11 protein-coding genes are annotated in these 14,643 nt (G+C 54.3%); 3 read left to right on the top strand and 8 right to left on the bottom strand.

What is annotated here, in order from left to right; all coding sequences use genetic code 11:
- Positions 1 to 14 precede the first annotated feature (14 nt).
- The 4 genes from iolD to L881_RS0108580 form a co-directional block, all read right to left on the bottom strand.
- Positions 15 to 1,859, bottom strand: coding sequence for a 3D-(3,5/4)-trihydroxycyclohexane-1,2-dione acylhydrolase (decyclizing) (iolD, locus tag L881_RS0108595; protein WP_025733298.1), 1,845 nt, complete (start codon positions 1,857 to 1,859; stop codon positions 15 to 17).
- Positions 1,856 to 3,808, bottom strand: coding sequence for a bifunctional 5-dehydro-2-deoxygluconokinase/5-dehydro-2-deoxyphosphogluconate aldolase (locus L881_RS0108590; protein WP_025733297.1), 1,953 nt, complete (start codon positions 3,806 to 3,808; stop codon positions 1,856 to 1,858). Before L881_RS0108590 ends, iolD begins: the two co-directional genes overlap by 4 nt.
- 269 nt (positions 3,809 to 4,077) lie before the next feature.
- Positions 4,078 to 5,043, bottom strand: a complete 966-nt coding sequence (locus L881_RS0108585; RefSeq protein ID WP_025733296.1) for a sugar phosphate isomerase/epimerase family protein — start codon at positions 5,041 to 5,043, stop codon at positions 4,078 to 4,080.
- 39 nt (positions 5,044 to 5,082) lie between these two features.
- Positions 5,083 to 6,087 carry a Gfo/Idh/MocA family protein gene (locus L881_RS0108580; RefSeq protein WP_025733295.1) on the bottom strand — a complete coding sequence of 335 codons (1,005 nt, stop codon included), beginning with the start codon at positions 6,085 to 6,087 and terminating at the stop codon, positions 5,083 to 5,085.
- 334 nt (positions 6,088 to 6,421) lie between these two features.
- Here L881_RS0108580 and L881_RS0108575 point away from each other — a divergent pair, with 334 nt between their 5' ends.
- The gene (locus L881_RS0108575) at positions 6,422 to 7,312 is read left to right on the top strand and encodes a MurR/RpiR family transcriptional regulator (RefSeq protein WP_025733294.1); all 891 of its coding nucleotides are present in this window, start codon (positions 6,422 to 6,424) and stop codon (positions 7,310 to 7,312) included.
- 77 nt (positions 7,313 to 7,389) lie between these two features.
- Positions 7,390 to 8,193, top strand: coding sequence for a 5-deoxy-glucuronate isomerase (gene iolB / locus L881_RS0108570; RefSeq protein WP_025733293.1), 804 nt, complete (start codon positions 7,390 to 7,392; stop codon positions 8,191 to 8,193).
- A 71-nt stretch (positions 8,194 to 8,264) separates the two neighbouring features.
- On the opposite strand, the gene L881_RS0108565 is transcribed toward iolB, so the two are convergent.
- Positions 8,265 to 9,281 carry a Gfo/Idh/MocA family protein gene (locus L881_RS0108565; protein ID WP_025733292.1) on the bottom strand — a complete coding sequence of 339 codons (1,017 nt, stop codon included), beginning with the start codon at positions 9,279 to 9,281 and terminating at the stop codon, positions 8,265 to 8,267.
- A 180-nt stretch (positions 9,282 to 9,461) separates the two neighbouring features.
- On the bottom strand, positions 9,462 to 10,241 hold the full coding sequence (locus L881_RS0108560) for a TIM barrel protein (protein WP_025733291.1): 780 nt from the start codon (positions 10,239 to 10,241) through the stop codon (positions 9,462 to 9,464).
- Positions 10,242 to 10,473: 232 nt separating this feature from the next.
- Between L881_RS0108560 and L881_RS0108555 the strand changes: the two genes are divergently transcribed.
- Complete coding sequence (locus L881_RS0108555) at positions 10,474 to 11,943, top strand: sugar porter family MFS transporter (protein WP_025733290.1); 1,470 nt, start codon at positions 10,474 to 10,476, stop codon at positions 11,941 to 11,943.
- 101 nt (positions 11,944 to 12,044) lie between these two features.
- Here L881_RS0108555 and L881_RS0108550 read toward each other — a convergent pair whose 3' ends face one another.
- Positions 12,045 to 13,163 (bottom strand): alpha-hydroxy acid oxidase, encoded by a 1,119-nt coding sequence (locus L881_RS0108550; RefSeq protein ID WP_245587962.1) that lies wholly within the window; start codon positions 13,161 to 13,163, stop codon positions 12,045 to 12,047.
- A gap of 98 nt (positions 13,164 to 13,261) precedes the next feature.
- Entirely contained in the window at positions 13,262 to 14,602 is a 1,341-nt protein-coding gene (locus L881_RS0108545) for an MFS transporter (RefSeq protein ID WP_025733288.1), read from the bottom strand.
- Between the last annotated feature and the right edge of the window lie 41 nt (positions 14,603 to 14,643).

The following is a 14,643-nucleotide window of genomic DNA, read 5'->3' as shown; positions in this document are numbered from 1 at the left end:
GTCCTTGGTAGAGATCAGTGCTGATGCGACTTGGCTTCTAGATAGCCCGCATATGCCTTGTTCACCTCATCACGGGGTGACACTTCAGGCACTGCCACGTCCCACCATGCGCCGCCCTCTTCAGTAGATTCGAGCGGATCTGTATCGAGAGTGATGAGATAGCTGCGGTCTGCTGCTCTGGCCCGTTCAAGCGCCGCTTCAAGCCCTTCGATGCCTTCCACTTTCTCACTGAGGCAGCCGAGCGCGGCCGCATGCTGTGCAAAGTCGGTTTTGGGTGCTCCACCCCCTACGGTGCGGCAATCCTTGAGCAGATTATTGAAGCCGGCACCGCCAGTGGCATGCTGCAAACGGTTGATACAGCCAAAGCCACGGTTATCAAGCACTACTACGATCAGCTTGTGACCCAGCATCACCGACGTCGCCAGCTCAGAGTTGAGCATCAGGTAAGAGCCGTCTCCGACCAGCACATAAACTTCGCGTTCAGGGGCGGCCATCTTGACGCCGAGGCCGCCGGCCAGCTCATACCCCATACACGAGAAGCCATACTCAACGTGATAGCTCCCGGCACCAGAAGCCTGCCAAAGCTTGTGCAACTCCCCTGGCAGACCGCCGGCCGCGCACACGACGGTGGCCTGTTCACCGGCAGAGCGATTGACGGCGCCCAGAACCTGAGCATCACTTGGAAGCGCTACTGAAGTGGGCGCTGTTACCTGCTCAACCACCTTGAGCCAGGCATCGCGTTCATCACGGCTACGCTGTTGCCACTCAGAAGATGCCTGCCAACCATCAAGGCGCTCGGAAATAGCCTGAAGCCCCTCCAGAGCATCACCGATGACCGCCAGAGCGTTGTGTTTAAAGGCGTCGTGGCGCGCGACATTGAGATTGATCAGTAGAGGGAGCTGCTCGGTATAGAGTGCCCATGAGCCGGAAGTGAAATCCTGGTGGCGTGTCCCCACGGCAAGGATGACGTCGGCCTCACGCGCCAACGCATTGGCTGCGGCGCTGCCAGTCACTCCAATCGCCCCGACATTGAAAGGATGGTGGGCGCTTAGCGCCCCCTTTCCTGCCTGGCTTTCAGCCACGGGAATGCCATGCTGCTCCGCAATGTTCGCCAGCACTTCTTCCGCGCCTGAATAGAGCGTGCCGCCACCGCTAATGATCAATGGCCGTTCAGCCTTGAGTAATGCTTCTACTGCCGCATCAAGCTGACACTGCTCGATAGCAGGGCGACGCACACGGTGTACCTGGGGAGTAAAGAACGCTTCTGGATAGTCGTAAGCGAAGGTTTGCACATCCTGCGGCAGTGCCAGCGTGGCGGGTCCGCAATCAACAGGATCGAGCAAGGTCGCAAGCGCTGCGGGCAAGCTGCTCAATAGCTGTTCAGGGCGATTAATACGGTCGAAATAGCGCGATACCGGTCTAAAGCAGTCGTTGACTGTCGTCGAGGGCGAACCGAAATGCTCTACCTGCTGCAACACCGGATCAGGTGCTCGGCTGGCAAAGGTATCCCCGGGCAACAACAGCACTGGCAAGCGGTTGGCGTGGGCCAGACCAGCTGCCGTCACCATATTGAGCGCTCCCGGGCCTATCGAGGTAGTGCAGGCCATCATTCTGCGACGGCGCTGCTGTTTGGCAAACGCGATGGCAGCATGCGCCATGCCCTGCTCATTGTGAGCGCGCAGGGTGGGCAGGCTGTCCTGGCAGTGATACAGCGCCTCACCCATACCTGCCACATTGCCATGCCCGAAAATCGCAAAGACACCTGCAAAGAGTGGCTCTACCTGACCATCCACTTCGATGCTTTGAGCCGCAAGATAGCGTACCAGCGCCTGCGCCATGGTGAGTCGAACAGTGCTCATGACAAGGCTCCCTGAGTGCTAACGGAATCAGTGGCTGCATGAGGACCACGCAACTCGGTCCAGCAAGAGATCAACTCGGCGTAGTTATCAGCCACGCGCTCAACAAAGGCATTGTCATCAAGATCACCGGCCAGCCAGTCACGGGCGGCGCTCGCAAAGAGCGTGCGACCCACAGTGAACCCTTTGCAGATCGAGTGGCGCTGGGCAGTAGCGAAGCCCTCTTTGATCTCCTCCATGGGAGCGTCCAGGCCCAGCAGCACTACACCCCGACAGTGACGATCCGCACCGTCGATGACCTGCGTGATGTTGTGCCACGCGGTATCGCTCATGGATGGAAGCTTCCACCAGTCGGGGCGAATGCCAAGGTTGTAGAGACGCTTCAGCGCACGGGCAAGCGTCATGTCGTCAGACGCCATGTCACGGGGAGGGATAATTTCAATCAGCAGCTCATGCCCCGATACCAATGCGGCTTGATAGAGCTGCTGCAGCTTCTGCTCCTGGTCGACACGCAGAGCGTACTCGTCATCAGGATGGTAGAAGCACAAACATTTGATAATGTGCTCATGGGGCCAGAAACGTAGCTGCGAGCCAATATCGTCGCCGTGTTGGAACCGCAATGGACGGGAGCCAGGCAATTCCACCGGTCGCCCAATCCACCAGCCACGCCCCGAAGCGGCGTTAAGCGCATCTTGACCATAGATGTCATCGCAGAGAATGGCCGGCGGTACTGGCAGCCCACTGCGGGAGACCCCCTGCTCGGTAGCCGCGATCAAAAGCTCCTTGAGCTTTGGTAGCCGTGCCTCGTCCGCTCCTGTCTCAATGACAATGTCACTCAGCTGACGACGGTGATCGAAGGCCAGGCCACACACCAGGGGCCATTCGGACGGTGCGCGTGTGGTGACGCGATGAAGATGATTAAGCTGCTGATCAAGATCAGGACGCGGCACGCTGGTGCGGCGTTCAAGGTAGTCAAACAGCTCTTCTTCGGTAGGCATGGCGGGCGCACAGCCATGGCGTGAGACCACCAAAGCACCGCAGGCATTGGCATAAGCAGCGCAGGTCTCCCAGCTTTCATCGCGCAGATAGCCGCGCATAAAGCCCGCCATGAAGGCATCCCCGGCACCCAGCACATTAAGCACGTCCACCTTGACGCCCTTGACCAGCACGCCGTCTTCAACGCTATCCCCTACTGCGCCTGGAAAGATCGTGCAGCCCAAAGCCCCTAACTTGCAGACCAGAACAGCCTGGGTAAGCTCACGTACCCGCTTGAGTGCAGCAATGGTATCAGTGGTGCCGCCAGCGATATGGAACTCTTCTTCGGTGCCAACGATGACATCGAAATCACCCAGCCACTGTTGCAAGTGTTCGGTTACCTGCTGATGAGCAACAAAACGCGTTTCACCATCTCCGAGGCGCGTCAGCCCCCAAAGCACCGGGCGGTAGTCGATATCGAGAAGACACCTGGTACCCGCCTGATGAGCAGCATCAAGCGCCTTGCGGCAGGCACCTGCTGTGGTTTCCGTCGAGAGGTGGGTGCCGGTAATGGCGAAAGCCTTGGCACTTGCGATGAACTCTGGCGCAACATCATCGGCGCAGGTCGCCATATCGGCGCAATCGTTGCGATAGAAAAGCAGCGGGAAAGTATCGCGATCCTTGATGGCAAGTATTGCCAGCGCAGTGGAACGATCGGGGTCAACGGGCATATGGCTAACATCAACACCAGCCCTGGCAAGCTCCTCACGCACGAAGTTACCCATCTGCTCATCACCAACACGCGCCAGCATGGCAGCACCAAGGCCGAGACGGGCAGCACCATAGCAGGCATTGGCCGAACTGCCGCCAAGATACTTGCTGAAGCTGGTAACGTCTTCGAGCCGAGCGCCGATCTGATCCGCGTAGAGATCGACGGCAGCGCGTCCCAGACAGATCACCTCGAGTGGTTGTGACATGACAGCCTCCGGTTATTAAGAGCGGGCTCTATTCTGGTTATCAGCCTCGGCTGAGAGCCTGCGATAGCAAAATGGAGCGAAATGGAATCCATGTATGAAAAATATATTCCATATTTTTTCATTTCAATATTTTGATTCTATTACTTTGGTATAGCTGGAGGTTGGTGGTTCAGCGGAATCCCGCGCCACTGCCAGCCGCAGCGCGGGATTTTGAAGAGCATTAACGCTAAAGATAAAGGCAGGAGTACATCTAAAGGATGAGGTGTTTTCTATTCCGGCAGTTGATAATCCGCCGCCTCGCGGGGAATGCAGCGACGCAATAACTCAACGGAACGACGCACACCTTCACATCGAGAAAGCTGCATATCTTCATGCTCGATGCTTAGCACACGATCCCCCAGTCCCGCTGTCTGCAGGGCGTAGCCAAACCTGCGCCACCAATGCTCATCCTGCCCATAGCCCAGTGTCAGATATGACCAGGCACGGTTGGTTTGATGGGCCATCGGCTGGTGATCGAGGCGCGTATTGAGTGCGACGTTACGCGCGTCGAGCGCGGCGTCCTTGGCATGTACGTGATAGATGTAGTCAGCGCACTGCTCCACCATGGCAATAGGATCGCCCCCCATCCAAATCAAATGGCTAGGGTCGAGATTAAGCCCAATGCGCGGGCCGATGGCGTCACGCAAGCGCAAGAAGGTGGGTGCGTTATAGACCAGTTGGTTGCCATGGGCTTCGATACACAACTGCTGAACATCATGGCTCGCTGCAAATTCGTCGAGCCGACGCCAATATGGAATGGCTATTTCATTCCATTGGTAGTCGAGAATCTGTTGTGTCTCGGTAGGCCACGAACTCACAACCCAGTTAGGAGTGCGATCCTGCGGCCCACCGGCAGGAAGGCCGGACATCATCACCACGCGCTCCACTTCCAGTAGCGCGGCAAGTTCGATGGTCTCTTCAATGCGCTGGGCATGCTGAGGGCCTGATACCGGATGAAGCTGGTTGCCGTTGGCATTGAGCGCTGAAATACTCAGGCCACGATCCTTGATTTTTGCCAATATCTCACGGCGACGCTGCTTGCTCTCGATCAGCTCGGCAGGTTCTCCAAGATGGGTCGTGGTTCCCCAGTTACCTGCATTCAATTCAATGCAATCAATCTCCTGCTGAGCCGCAAAATCAAGCATTTCATCCAGGCTCAAGTGGGACAGACTATCCGTTACCATACCTATTTTCATGGTCTTCAACTCCCTGATGAATAACGACTGGAATGACGTTTACACGTTGGTTGGAAAGGTCACCAAGCGACGGTTGATCAATGAGCTGGCGCAAGCCTCCAGCACCCGTTCATTAGCCAGCGTATCGCCAGGCGAGGTGGGCAATTCGCCCTCACCCAGCAGTGCCGCAGAAAAAGCCTCAACGCCTGCCAGATAGTGATCACAATGGAATGTCTCGCGGGTAACCTCGCCGTTCTTGCGTGTCAGCTCTACGCTGCCGAGGCCATCTGGTTGCGGCACAAAAGCAGTGGGCACTGACAACGTGCCAAGGCTACCCACGACCTCATAGCTGTTACGGTCAGGGGCCTTCATCGAGCAATCGAAATGGGCGACGGCTCCGGACTCAAACAGCAGAGTGCCGGCGCTGGTGAGGTCGCAGCCAAAGGGATTATCAAGCTCGCCAAGACAGCAGAGAGCCGATGGCTCACCGAGCAGCTGTCGGCTTAGATGCAGGCAGTAGCAGCCGATGTCATAAAGGGCGCCACCGCCCTGCTCAAGTGATTGCAGGCGAAAACCATGAGCATCATCCGGCATATAGAAACTGTGGCGCAGATTGATCAGTTGCACGGTGCCTATTTCGCCTTGGCGTATCAGCTCTCTGACTCTGGCGTGCTGAGGATGGAACTGATACATGAAGGCCTCCATAAAGCGAACGCCGTTGGCCTTGCATGCATCAATAATCGTGCGCGCCTCACTGACACCCAGCGCAGCAGGCTTCTCGCATACTACGTGCTTGCCCTGTTCAGCTGCTCTGATAGCCCATTCAGCGTGTAAATGGTTAGGTAACGGCAGATAAACTACCTCTACATCGCTATCTTCCAGCAAAGCGGTGTAATCACTGTAGGCGCGCTCGAAGCCATGTTGGGCGGCCAGATCAGTGGCCGATTGTCGGCTTGCCAGCGCCAGTGGGCGCGCATTGGAAGCTGCGCAGATCGCAGGCATAAAGGATTTGCGTGCGATGTCGGCACTACCACCGAGAACTCCCCAGTTCACTAAGCGTTGCATGGACATGCTCCTTCGGGTTCATGGACATTGGTCAACCTTCGCGCCACACTGGAATATATTTTTCTAAAATTCTATTATTAGTATGTATATTCTATACATTGGTCGTAGTTCATCCCTATTTCCTGTTTACGTATTCATCGCCAAATTCAACAATTATTCTTTTAAAAACAATAAATTATTGAATAAAAGAAGAGTCGTAATGCGGTTGATGCCAAGATTCGAATAGCGAGAAAAGGGAAGATTTTTTATATTCCATGTTTCATTATCCACGCCATGACAGTTCTAAAGGGCCTTCCGAGTGCCAAGCGCATGGCCGTAACCGACGAGGACGCCAATGTCATCCGCTTCTGAACCACTCGATAGTTCCGCTCAGGCAGGAGAAGAGCAGGAAAGCGACGTTGCCGAGAGCTTTGAAGAGCTAGAAAGCCAGATCACGCGACGCTTTCCCACGCTTTCCAAGCGTTTGCAGCAAACTGCGCGCTACTTTATAGATCATCCCCAGGAGGTGGCATTTTCGACCATCGCCGCCCTGGCGGAAGGTGCCAACGTGACGCCTTCAACGCTGATTCGATTTGCCAACAGTTTTGGCTTTGGCGGCTTTTCGGAAATGCAAAAACTGTTTCGGGCACGGCTGATGGAAGAACAGCCTGGCTATAGCGACAGAATTCGCACCATGCGGCGCATTAGTGGCGATAGCCCGGGGGCAGGACAACTGCTATGGCAATTTGCCGATGCCAGCCGGACAGCGCTGGAACAACTACCACATCGAATTGACCCGCTGAGCCTGGAACGAGCCCTGACGATGATGGATGACGCAGACGCTATCCATATTCTTGGCGCTAAGCGGAGCTTCGCCGTGGCGAGCTACCTTGCCTACGCATTACGCCATTTAGGCAAGCGCGCTTTCCTGATTGATGACGTGGGGGGAATGCAGGATGAAGAACTCAGCATTCTTGGTGATCGTGACTTGCTGGTCGTGGTCAGCTTCACGCCTTATGCCCAGCGCACCCAGGAGGGCGTAGCCAAACTCAGTGAGCGTGACGTACCGATCGTTGCCATAACCGACAGCACGCTAAGCCCGGTAGCACGCTACGCCACCGTCAACTTTGCCATTCAGGAAGCTGAAGTACAGAGCTTCCGCGGTCTCAGCGTCTCCATGTGTCTGGCTCAGACGCTGGCGATCGGACTCGGAATCCAACGCGATTCGCGTCAGCCGGACGAGTAATACGGGTGCGCCTCTCGATGGCTGGCCATGTGTATTGCTGAAGCCGGCGGACAATCGCCAATCACCAGGAGGTAGTGATGTCTTCTCTGAAAGTGTCTCCACAGCCCGCCAACGAACATGGCGTGACCATTGATATAGTGCCGGGGCAGAGCGAACTTGAATATGTCGGCTTCCGGCTGCATCAGCTCCGTGAGGGCGAGCAATTTAGCGCCAACAGCGGCGATCTTGAGGTTTGCCTGGTACTGCTGGGCGGGCGGGCCACTATCGTGAGCGGCGAGCAGCGCTTCGAGAATATCGGGGAGCGCCGCGATGTCTTCGACCACATTCCCCCTTATTCGGTCTACCTTCCTAATGACTCGGACTACTCGGTCACTGCCGAAACCGATCTACAGTTAGCGGTATGCAGCGCACCCGGGAAAGGCAATCACCCACCGCGGCTGATTACGCCCGATCAAGTGAAATGCTCCACCCGCGGCGAAGGCAGCAATGTGCGTCATGTACACGATATTCTGCCGGAATGGGAGCCAGCCGATAGCCTGCTGGTAGTCGAGGTGTATACCCCTCCGGGGAACTGGTCGAGCTATCCTCCCCATCGTCATGATCATGACAATCTGCCCCATGAATCCTTTCTGGAAGAGAGCTACTACCATCGCCTCAACCCAGCGCAGGGGTTTGCTTTCCAGCGGGTATATACCGATGACCGCAGCCTCGACGAAACCATGGCAGTAGAAAATGGCGAGTGTGTTCAGGTGCCCCGAGGCTATCACCCTGTCGGCGCTCCTCATGGCTATGAGCTTTACTACCTGAACGTCATGGCGGGGCCAACAAGAGTGTGGAAATTCCACGACGACCCCGATCACGCATGGATTATCAAGAAATAGCTGAGTAAATGTAGACAGCAGGCACCTATCACAGGTGCCTGCTGCTTCATGTTGAGCCAATAATGGCGATATCAGCGATAGATGTCGGGCTTGTAAGGCAGTGCAATCTTGACTCGCTCTCCCGTCTGCTGTGACCGTACGCCTGCCTCACAACAGCATGCGGCAGCAAGGCCATCCCACACACTGGCACCCGTGCAGCTCCCCCGATGAAGTGCATTCACCCAGCCCTGTATCTCGGTATCGTAGGCGCGACCAAATCGTTCGACAAACCCTGCGCTAACCGGGCTGGCGCAGCGCCCCTGCGCATATTCACGCAAGCCATCTACTGAAGGATCTATATCTACAATGCCGTCGGCAAAGACCGCTTGCGTCGCTACCTGATAACCGAATCGTGCATTAACGAAAATTTCGACATCGGCCAGTAGACCGGAAGAGGTTTCGATCAGCACCTGCTGAGGGTCCTTCAAGCCGGCAGCAGCACCATGACCTGCGCGCCCACTGCGTACCTGTACCGACACGATTTCTTCGCTGGTGAGAAAGCGGATGATGTCGAACTCATGCACCACTGAATCCTCAATCAGCATGGCATTGGTGAAACCATCCGGCGTATCGGGGTTGCGATGAGCACAGTGCAGCATCAGCGGCACGCCCAACGGTTGATCGACAAAATAGCGATGCAGCTTCATGTACCCTTCGTCGTAACGACGCATAAAGCCTACCTGAATCAACCGCTGACCAAGTTTGCTCTCGGCCTCTACTATCTCTCTGGCAGATGCTGCATCCGGCGTAAGCGGCTTTTCACACATCATCGGCTTACCTGCCTCAAGCCCCGCCAGCAGCAGCTCTTTATGGAACGCCCCAGGCGTAGCGATAATCAGGGCGTCAACTCGATCAGACGCCAGCGCCTCCAATGGATCAGTGAATATCTCGACATCAGTCGATCCTCCAGCCGCCGCCTGTGCTCGCTGAGAATCAATATCCACCACTGCGCTTAAACGTGCGCCTTCAATACGGTGCTGCAGGCGTTGCGCATGATCCATGCCCATACGCCCTGCGCCCACTACGGCGATATTCTTGGCTGTCGTCATTTCTTTCTTCTCCTTCAGAGATTCATTGGCCTTGATGCACCGTTCCGACAAACTCCCAAAATCGGAACCAGCGAGATAAAGCACTCAAACGAAAGAAATATAATTTCCATAAATAAAATATAGCAAAAAATAATTCTAATACTTTGGTGTTTTATCTACCAATGGACCTCCGAATAGCCGCTATAAAGAAAAGGCTTCGCGAAATTCTTCCAATGCTTTCTCGGGGGCATGAGATGCCCATCCCTCAAATGCCACCACCCCTTGGTAACCAATATCTCTCAACGCCTTCGCAATCGCCCGGTAGTTAATCTCACCGGTACCCGGCTGCTGCCGACCTGGCACATCGGCCACCTGAACTTCACCGAGATAGTCTGCGCTTTGACGAATCAGCTCGATCAGATTCCCTTCACCAATCTGCGCGTGGTACAGGTCAAGATTCATCCGCACATGGGGGTTATTGACCGCCTTGACCAACGCGAGCGTATCGGCTGCCTTGGCAAAAGGAGTACCTGGATGATCCACCGCGGTATTGAGATTCTCCAGTACAAACACCTTGCCAGCCTGCTCGCCAAGCGCCCCCAGTGCATCAAGCGACGCCTTGGCCGTAAGCCACATCTCCCCGCTCACTATCTCCTTGGGTGCTACCGGCAATCCTTTTTCATCAAGGCCGGTGCCATGCAGATTGAGGCTAGGACAGTCCAGCCGAGCCGCAGCCTCCAATGAGCGCTCAGCGCTTTCCAGCAGCGCAGCCACGCCCTCCTGAGAGGTAAGATCACCGGTGATGTACCCCGACATGGAAGTAAAACGTGCACCGGTATCTACCAGCGCGGCGATGTCCTTATCCCACCAGTGCCAGATCTCTACACCGAAGCCTAGCTCATGAATACGCTTCACCCGCTCAACGAAGGGAAGCTCAAGGAACACCATTTCCGCACATACCGAAAGCGAGTAGCTGGACATTCACCAATCTCCTTTGAAGAAAACACCATCGAGCCGGCAGCAGGGTTGCCACAGGTCTGGGTGATTGAACCATTAAATTATTGGAAAATTAATTCCATTTTATTATTAGTCAGAAAGTATAGTTCATTTATTCCGGTGTTTAGTTAAGTATTGGCTTAGCTTTGATTCGATTGGCCTGCGTGTGACCCAACAACCAGCAAGCCTTACCTGACTCATGATGGAGGGGTAGAAGATGAAAGATGAGCGCTCTTATACGCTGGAAGGCAAGCCGCTTCCTGAACTGACCCCAGGGCCACATGAAGGGCGGCTCTTTTGGGTTGCCATGATTGCTACCTTCGGCGGGCTACTGTTTGGCTACGATACCGGGGTCATCAACGGTGCCCTTGAGATCATGCAGGATGATCTGGGCCTTACCCCGATGACCGAAGGAATGGTGACCAGCTCTCTCCTGTTTGGTGCCGCCATTGGTGCACTCGCAGCAGGGAAACTGGCCGACCTGTTTGGCCGACGCTATTTGATTTTGCGCCTGGCTATCCTCTTTTTTGTCGGGGCTCTGGGCACTGTAGTTGCGCCCAATTATGAGGTGATGGTGCTCTCACGCTTTGTGCTTGGCCTGGCGGTAGGCGGAGCCTCGGTGACCGTACCCATGTTCCTGGCTGAACTCTCGCCCACCGAGCGAAGGGGGGTTATTACCGGACGCAACGAAGTAATGATTGTGTTTGGGCAGTTCTCAGCATTTGTCATCAACGCATTGATCGGAAACCTGCTTAGCGACGTCCATGAAGTATGGCGCCTGATGCTACTGGTCGCAGTATTACCTGCCATCGCTCTGTTCGTTGGTATGTTGAGGGTGCCGGAAAGCCCACGCTGGCTCCTCTCGAAAGGGCGCGAAGAAGAAGCTCTCCAGGTACTCAAGAAGGTACGCTCAGAAGAGCGCGCCATCGCGGAACTGGATGATATGCGCAGCTTTTTGGAGCGCAAGCGTCAGGCTCGCGCTGGTGGCATTGCATTCGAAGCGCTCAAAACCGGCTGGGTGCGTCGCCTGCTCTATATTGGCATTGGTATTGCCGTCATCAATCAGATATCCGGTATCAACTCCGTGATGTATTACGGCACCCAGGTACTGATCAAATCCGGCTTCGCCAATAATGTTGCGCTGATTGCCAATATCGCCACGGGGGCCATTAGCGTAGTCGCCATGTTATTCGGTCTGAAGCTCATGTCCCGTATCGAAGGAAAAACCCTGTTGTTGGCGGGTTTCATCGGTATCGTGGTGATGCATCTGTGCACCGGTCTCTCCGCCATGTACATGCCGGATGGCTCCGCCAAGGCATTTGTGACGCTCATCTTCCTGGTCGGCTTTGTTGGCTTCAACCAGGCAACCGTAGGGCTAGTGTGCTGGGTGATGCTGGCGGAAATTTTCCCGCTACAGGTACGTGGCTTCTCGATTGGACTATCGGTACTCTGCATGTGGGTCGTCAATGGTCTGCTAAGCCTGTTTTTCCCCTCTCTGGTGGCAAGCGTCGGCATCTCCGGTACTTTCTTCGTATTCGCGCTGTTAGGCATTGCGGCAATATTTTTCATCATTACTGCCGTTCCGCGTACACGCGGCAAGTCCCTGGAAGATCTTGAACAAGAGTTCTCGCGAGGTGGCAAGCACGGTCCCAAAGAGCGCGCTTCAGCTCAGACATCAACGTTATAGAGCTATACATGACCATGCAGGGGCACACGATTATCGTCTGCCCCTGTTTTCTTGGATGGAAATACGCATTCCTTTTAAGCAACCACTCGTGTATTTAGCTTTTAACGCCGCCACTCAAGATGATCAGGCGTAAGCTCTGCCAGCGAATTGCACCCCAGCAACCCCAGCACACGATCAATTTCATCATTAAGAATATTGATGACACGCTGTACTCCTTGTTGCCCGGCAGCGGCAACACCATAGGATGTCGCCCTTCCCAGTGAAACGGCTTCCGCACCCAGAGCTATCGCTTTAACGATATCGCTTCCTCTACGGAATCCACCATCTACGATCACAGGGATTCTGCCATTCAATGCTTCAATGACTTCAGGCAACACCTCCATGGCGGAAAGCGCGCCGTCGAGCTGGCGCCCACCGTGATTGGAGAGAATGACGCTATCAGCACCATAATCAGCAGCTTTCAGCACATCGTCTTTATTCAAAAGGCCCTTGATGATGAGCTTATGAGGCCATCGTTCCCGCAGCCAACGCACATCTTCCCATGAAAGTGATGCAGAAAGCTGAGAAGCCAACGCCTGTGCAGCCCCCCTGACATCATCCTGCCCTGGCGGCAGCAAGTCTCCCAGGTTTGCAAAGCGGGGCACACCGTTAGGCCATAGCACATCGAGCAACCAACGCGGGTGCATAGCTGCATCGAGCATATTAGGTATCGTCAGTTTGAGTGGTCGACGATAGCATCGAACATCCCACTCTCTTTTACCGTGCACTGGGTTATCAATGGTAAAGACCAGCGTATCAACCCGTGTCTTCAGGAGACGATCCACCATACGCTCAACAAATTCACGATTGCGGTACATATATACCTGCATCCACACACGAGCGTTGGTTGCTTCACAAATCTCTTCAATAGAAACAGTAGAAACATTGCTCAGCACATAGGGAATGTTGGAATCACTGGCTGCTGATGCCAGAGCCAGGTCTCCCTTGTCAGAGAGTAGCCCACTAAACCCTGTAGGGCCGATCATAAAAGGGGACGCACTCGCCTCCCCTAGTATGGAAGTGGAGGTATGACGCTGGGAGATATCTACCAGGGCATGTGGCCGCAGCCCAATTTCTGAAAAGACACTGCGATTACGCCTCAAACTTGTCTCGTCTTCCGCGCCTCCATCGAGAAATTCAAAACAAAAATTAGGCACTCTCCGCTTCGCTACCGCCCGCATTTCGTCTACGCTGAGCACCCGTTCAAGTTGGCTGCCTGTATATAAAGAACGCTGCATATCAATTCCAATCCAGTAGTGTCGTATTGGGAATATGGTTATTACTCAAATACTTCTATTGGCTTGTTGAAATTAATCAACAATGAACTCACCAAATACAGACAGGCAGCGACAACAAAAATCATCATTGCCGCGTAGTAACTGTCAGTTGCGGCTACCAGATAACCAATGATGATCGGCACAATCGCTGAGGTCATATTACTGGCGAAATTCATGGTGCCCAGGATCGTACCAGCCACTCGCTGAGCCCCCAGCAACGAGGGTAATGACCAGTACACACAGCACCAGCGCAGCGGGAACATTGCTATTCCTAGCAATACAATCACTGCCACCGAGCTTTCGACATTGGCTGCCAGAAATATGCCAACCCCTGAAGTAATCGCTGAAACAGCCAGGAATAGATGGAAAACCTTATTGTTGCTATTACCATGCTTTCTAAGCTTATCAATGATGTAGCCACCGCTGATTTGCCCAGCAAAACACAAAAGGAAAATCACCGCCATTGAGACACCCATACTGGTAATATCCAAGTGCCGCTGCTTTGTAAGGTAAAATGGTAACCAGGTCATCAGACCATAAAAAACCGTACTGTAAGAGCACCATCCAAGGATAAGGGCAAATACATTACGTTGGCGCAAGTAGCCCACTGCGTGTTTGAATTTAAACGTGGGTTTTGCAGCATCAGTTTCTTGACTCTTGGCAAGATACTCAAGCTCTGCTTCATTAACCTTTGGATGCTCAGTTGGGTCATTGCGAATATATGCCCAAGCAATTCCCCCAGTGAGAACCGTCAGGATGCCAGCGATCACAAAGGCTTCTCGCCAGTCACCAAAGAAACTGATCAGAGCGGAGATCACTATCGCTCCCAAGGCTGTTCCAAGCGGTGCTCCCCCATCCAGCAGCATCGCCCCGCGAGCGCGCTCGTTTGGATGTAGCCACACCCCCATTAGCTTAGCCCCAGCCGGCATAATGGGGGACTCAGTAATGCCCAAAGCCACACGAGCCGCAAATAATGAGTACGTACCGGTGCATAACGCAACGGATGCCTGGGCTATTCCCCAGCCGACCGTGGCCGCAGCAATAATGGCACGCTTTCGGAAACGGTCAGCCAGCATACCGGAGGGGATTTGCATCAAGGCATAGGCCCAAAAAAATCCACTCTGGATAATTCCAATGACCTGCGCCTCGTTAATCTCAAATTCTCTGGCAATATCCGGTAATGCAACCGATAAGGAAACGCGATCAATATAGTTGATGGTTCCCAGCAAAAGCATAATAAGGAAAATATACCAGCGAACATTGGTTCTCTTTTGGGAACCAGTTGTTCCGTTCGCACCAGTTGGAGGATCTACCTGCATAGTGGTGATATTGTGCTGCGACATGGAATTATCTCCCGCATTAAAGCGCTTGCCATGTATAGCTA

This window comes from Carnimonas nigrificans ATCC BAA-78 (assembly GCF_000526695.1).
In the GTDB taxonomy this organism is placed as follows: domain Bacteria; phylum Pseudomonadota; class Gammaproteobacteria; order Pseudomonadales; family Halomonadaceae; genus Carnimonas; species Carnimonas nigrificans.
This window is presented reverse-complemented; position numbering and strand designations above follow the sequence as displayed.

What these genes read in the sequence shown, in the direction of transcription:
- iolD (WP_025733298.1), bottom strand. Translation starts at nt 1,859, where the DNA reads ATGAGCACTGTTCGACTCACCATGGCGCAGGCGCTGGTACGCTATCTT.
- L881_RS0108590 (WP_025733297.1), bottom strand. Translation starts at nt 3,808, where the DNA reads ATGTCACAACCACTCGAGGTGATCTGTCTGGGACGCGCTGCCGTCGAT.
- L881_RS0108585 (WP_025733296.1), bottom strand. Translation starts at nt 5,043, where the DNA reads ATGAAAATAGGTATGGTAACGGATAGTCTGTCCCACTTGAGCCTGGAT.
- L881_RS0108580 (WP_025733295.1), bottom strand. Translation starts at nt 6,087, where the DNA reads ATGCAACGCTTAGTGAACTGGGGAGTTCTCGGTGGTAGTGCCGACATC.
- L881_RS0108575 (WP_025733294.1), top strand. Translation starts at nt 6,422, where the DNA reads ATGTCATCCGCTTCTGAACCACTCGATAGTTCCGCTCAGGCAGGAGAA.
- iolB (WP_025733293.1), top strand. Translation starts at nt 7,390, where the DNA reads ATGTCTTCTCTGAAAGTGTCTCCACAGCCCGCCAACGAACATGGCGTG.
- L881_RS0108565 (WP_025733292.1), bottom strand. Translation starts at nt 9,281, where the DNA reads ATGACGACAGCCAAGAATATCGCCGTAGTGGGCGCAGGGCGTATGGGC.
- L881_RS0108560 (WP_025733291.1), bottom strand. Translation starts at nt 10,241, where the DNA reads ATGTCCAGCTACTCGCTTTCGGTATGTGCGGAAATGGTGTTCCTTGAG.
- L881_RS0108555 (WP_025733290.1), top strand. Translation starts at nt 10,474, where the DNA reads ATGAAAGATGAGCGCTCTTATACGCTGGAAGGCAAGCCGCTTCCTGAA.
- L881_RS0108550 (WP_245587962.1), bottom strand. Translation starts at nt 13,163, where the DNA reads ATGCGGGCGGTAGCGAAGCGGAGAGTGCCTAATTTTTGTTTTGAATTT.
- L881_RS0108545 (WP_025733288.1), bottom strand. Translation starts at nt 14,602, where the DNA reads ATGTCGCAGCACAATATCACCACTATGCAGGTAGATCCTCCAACTGGT.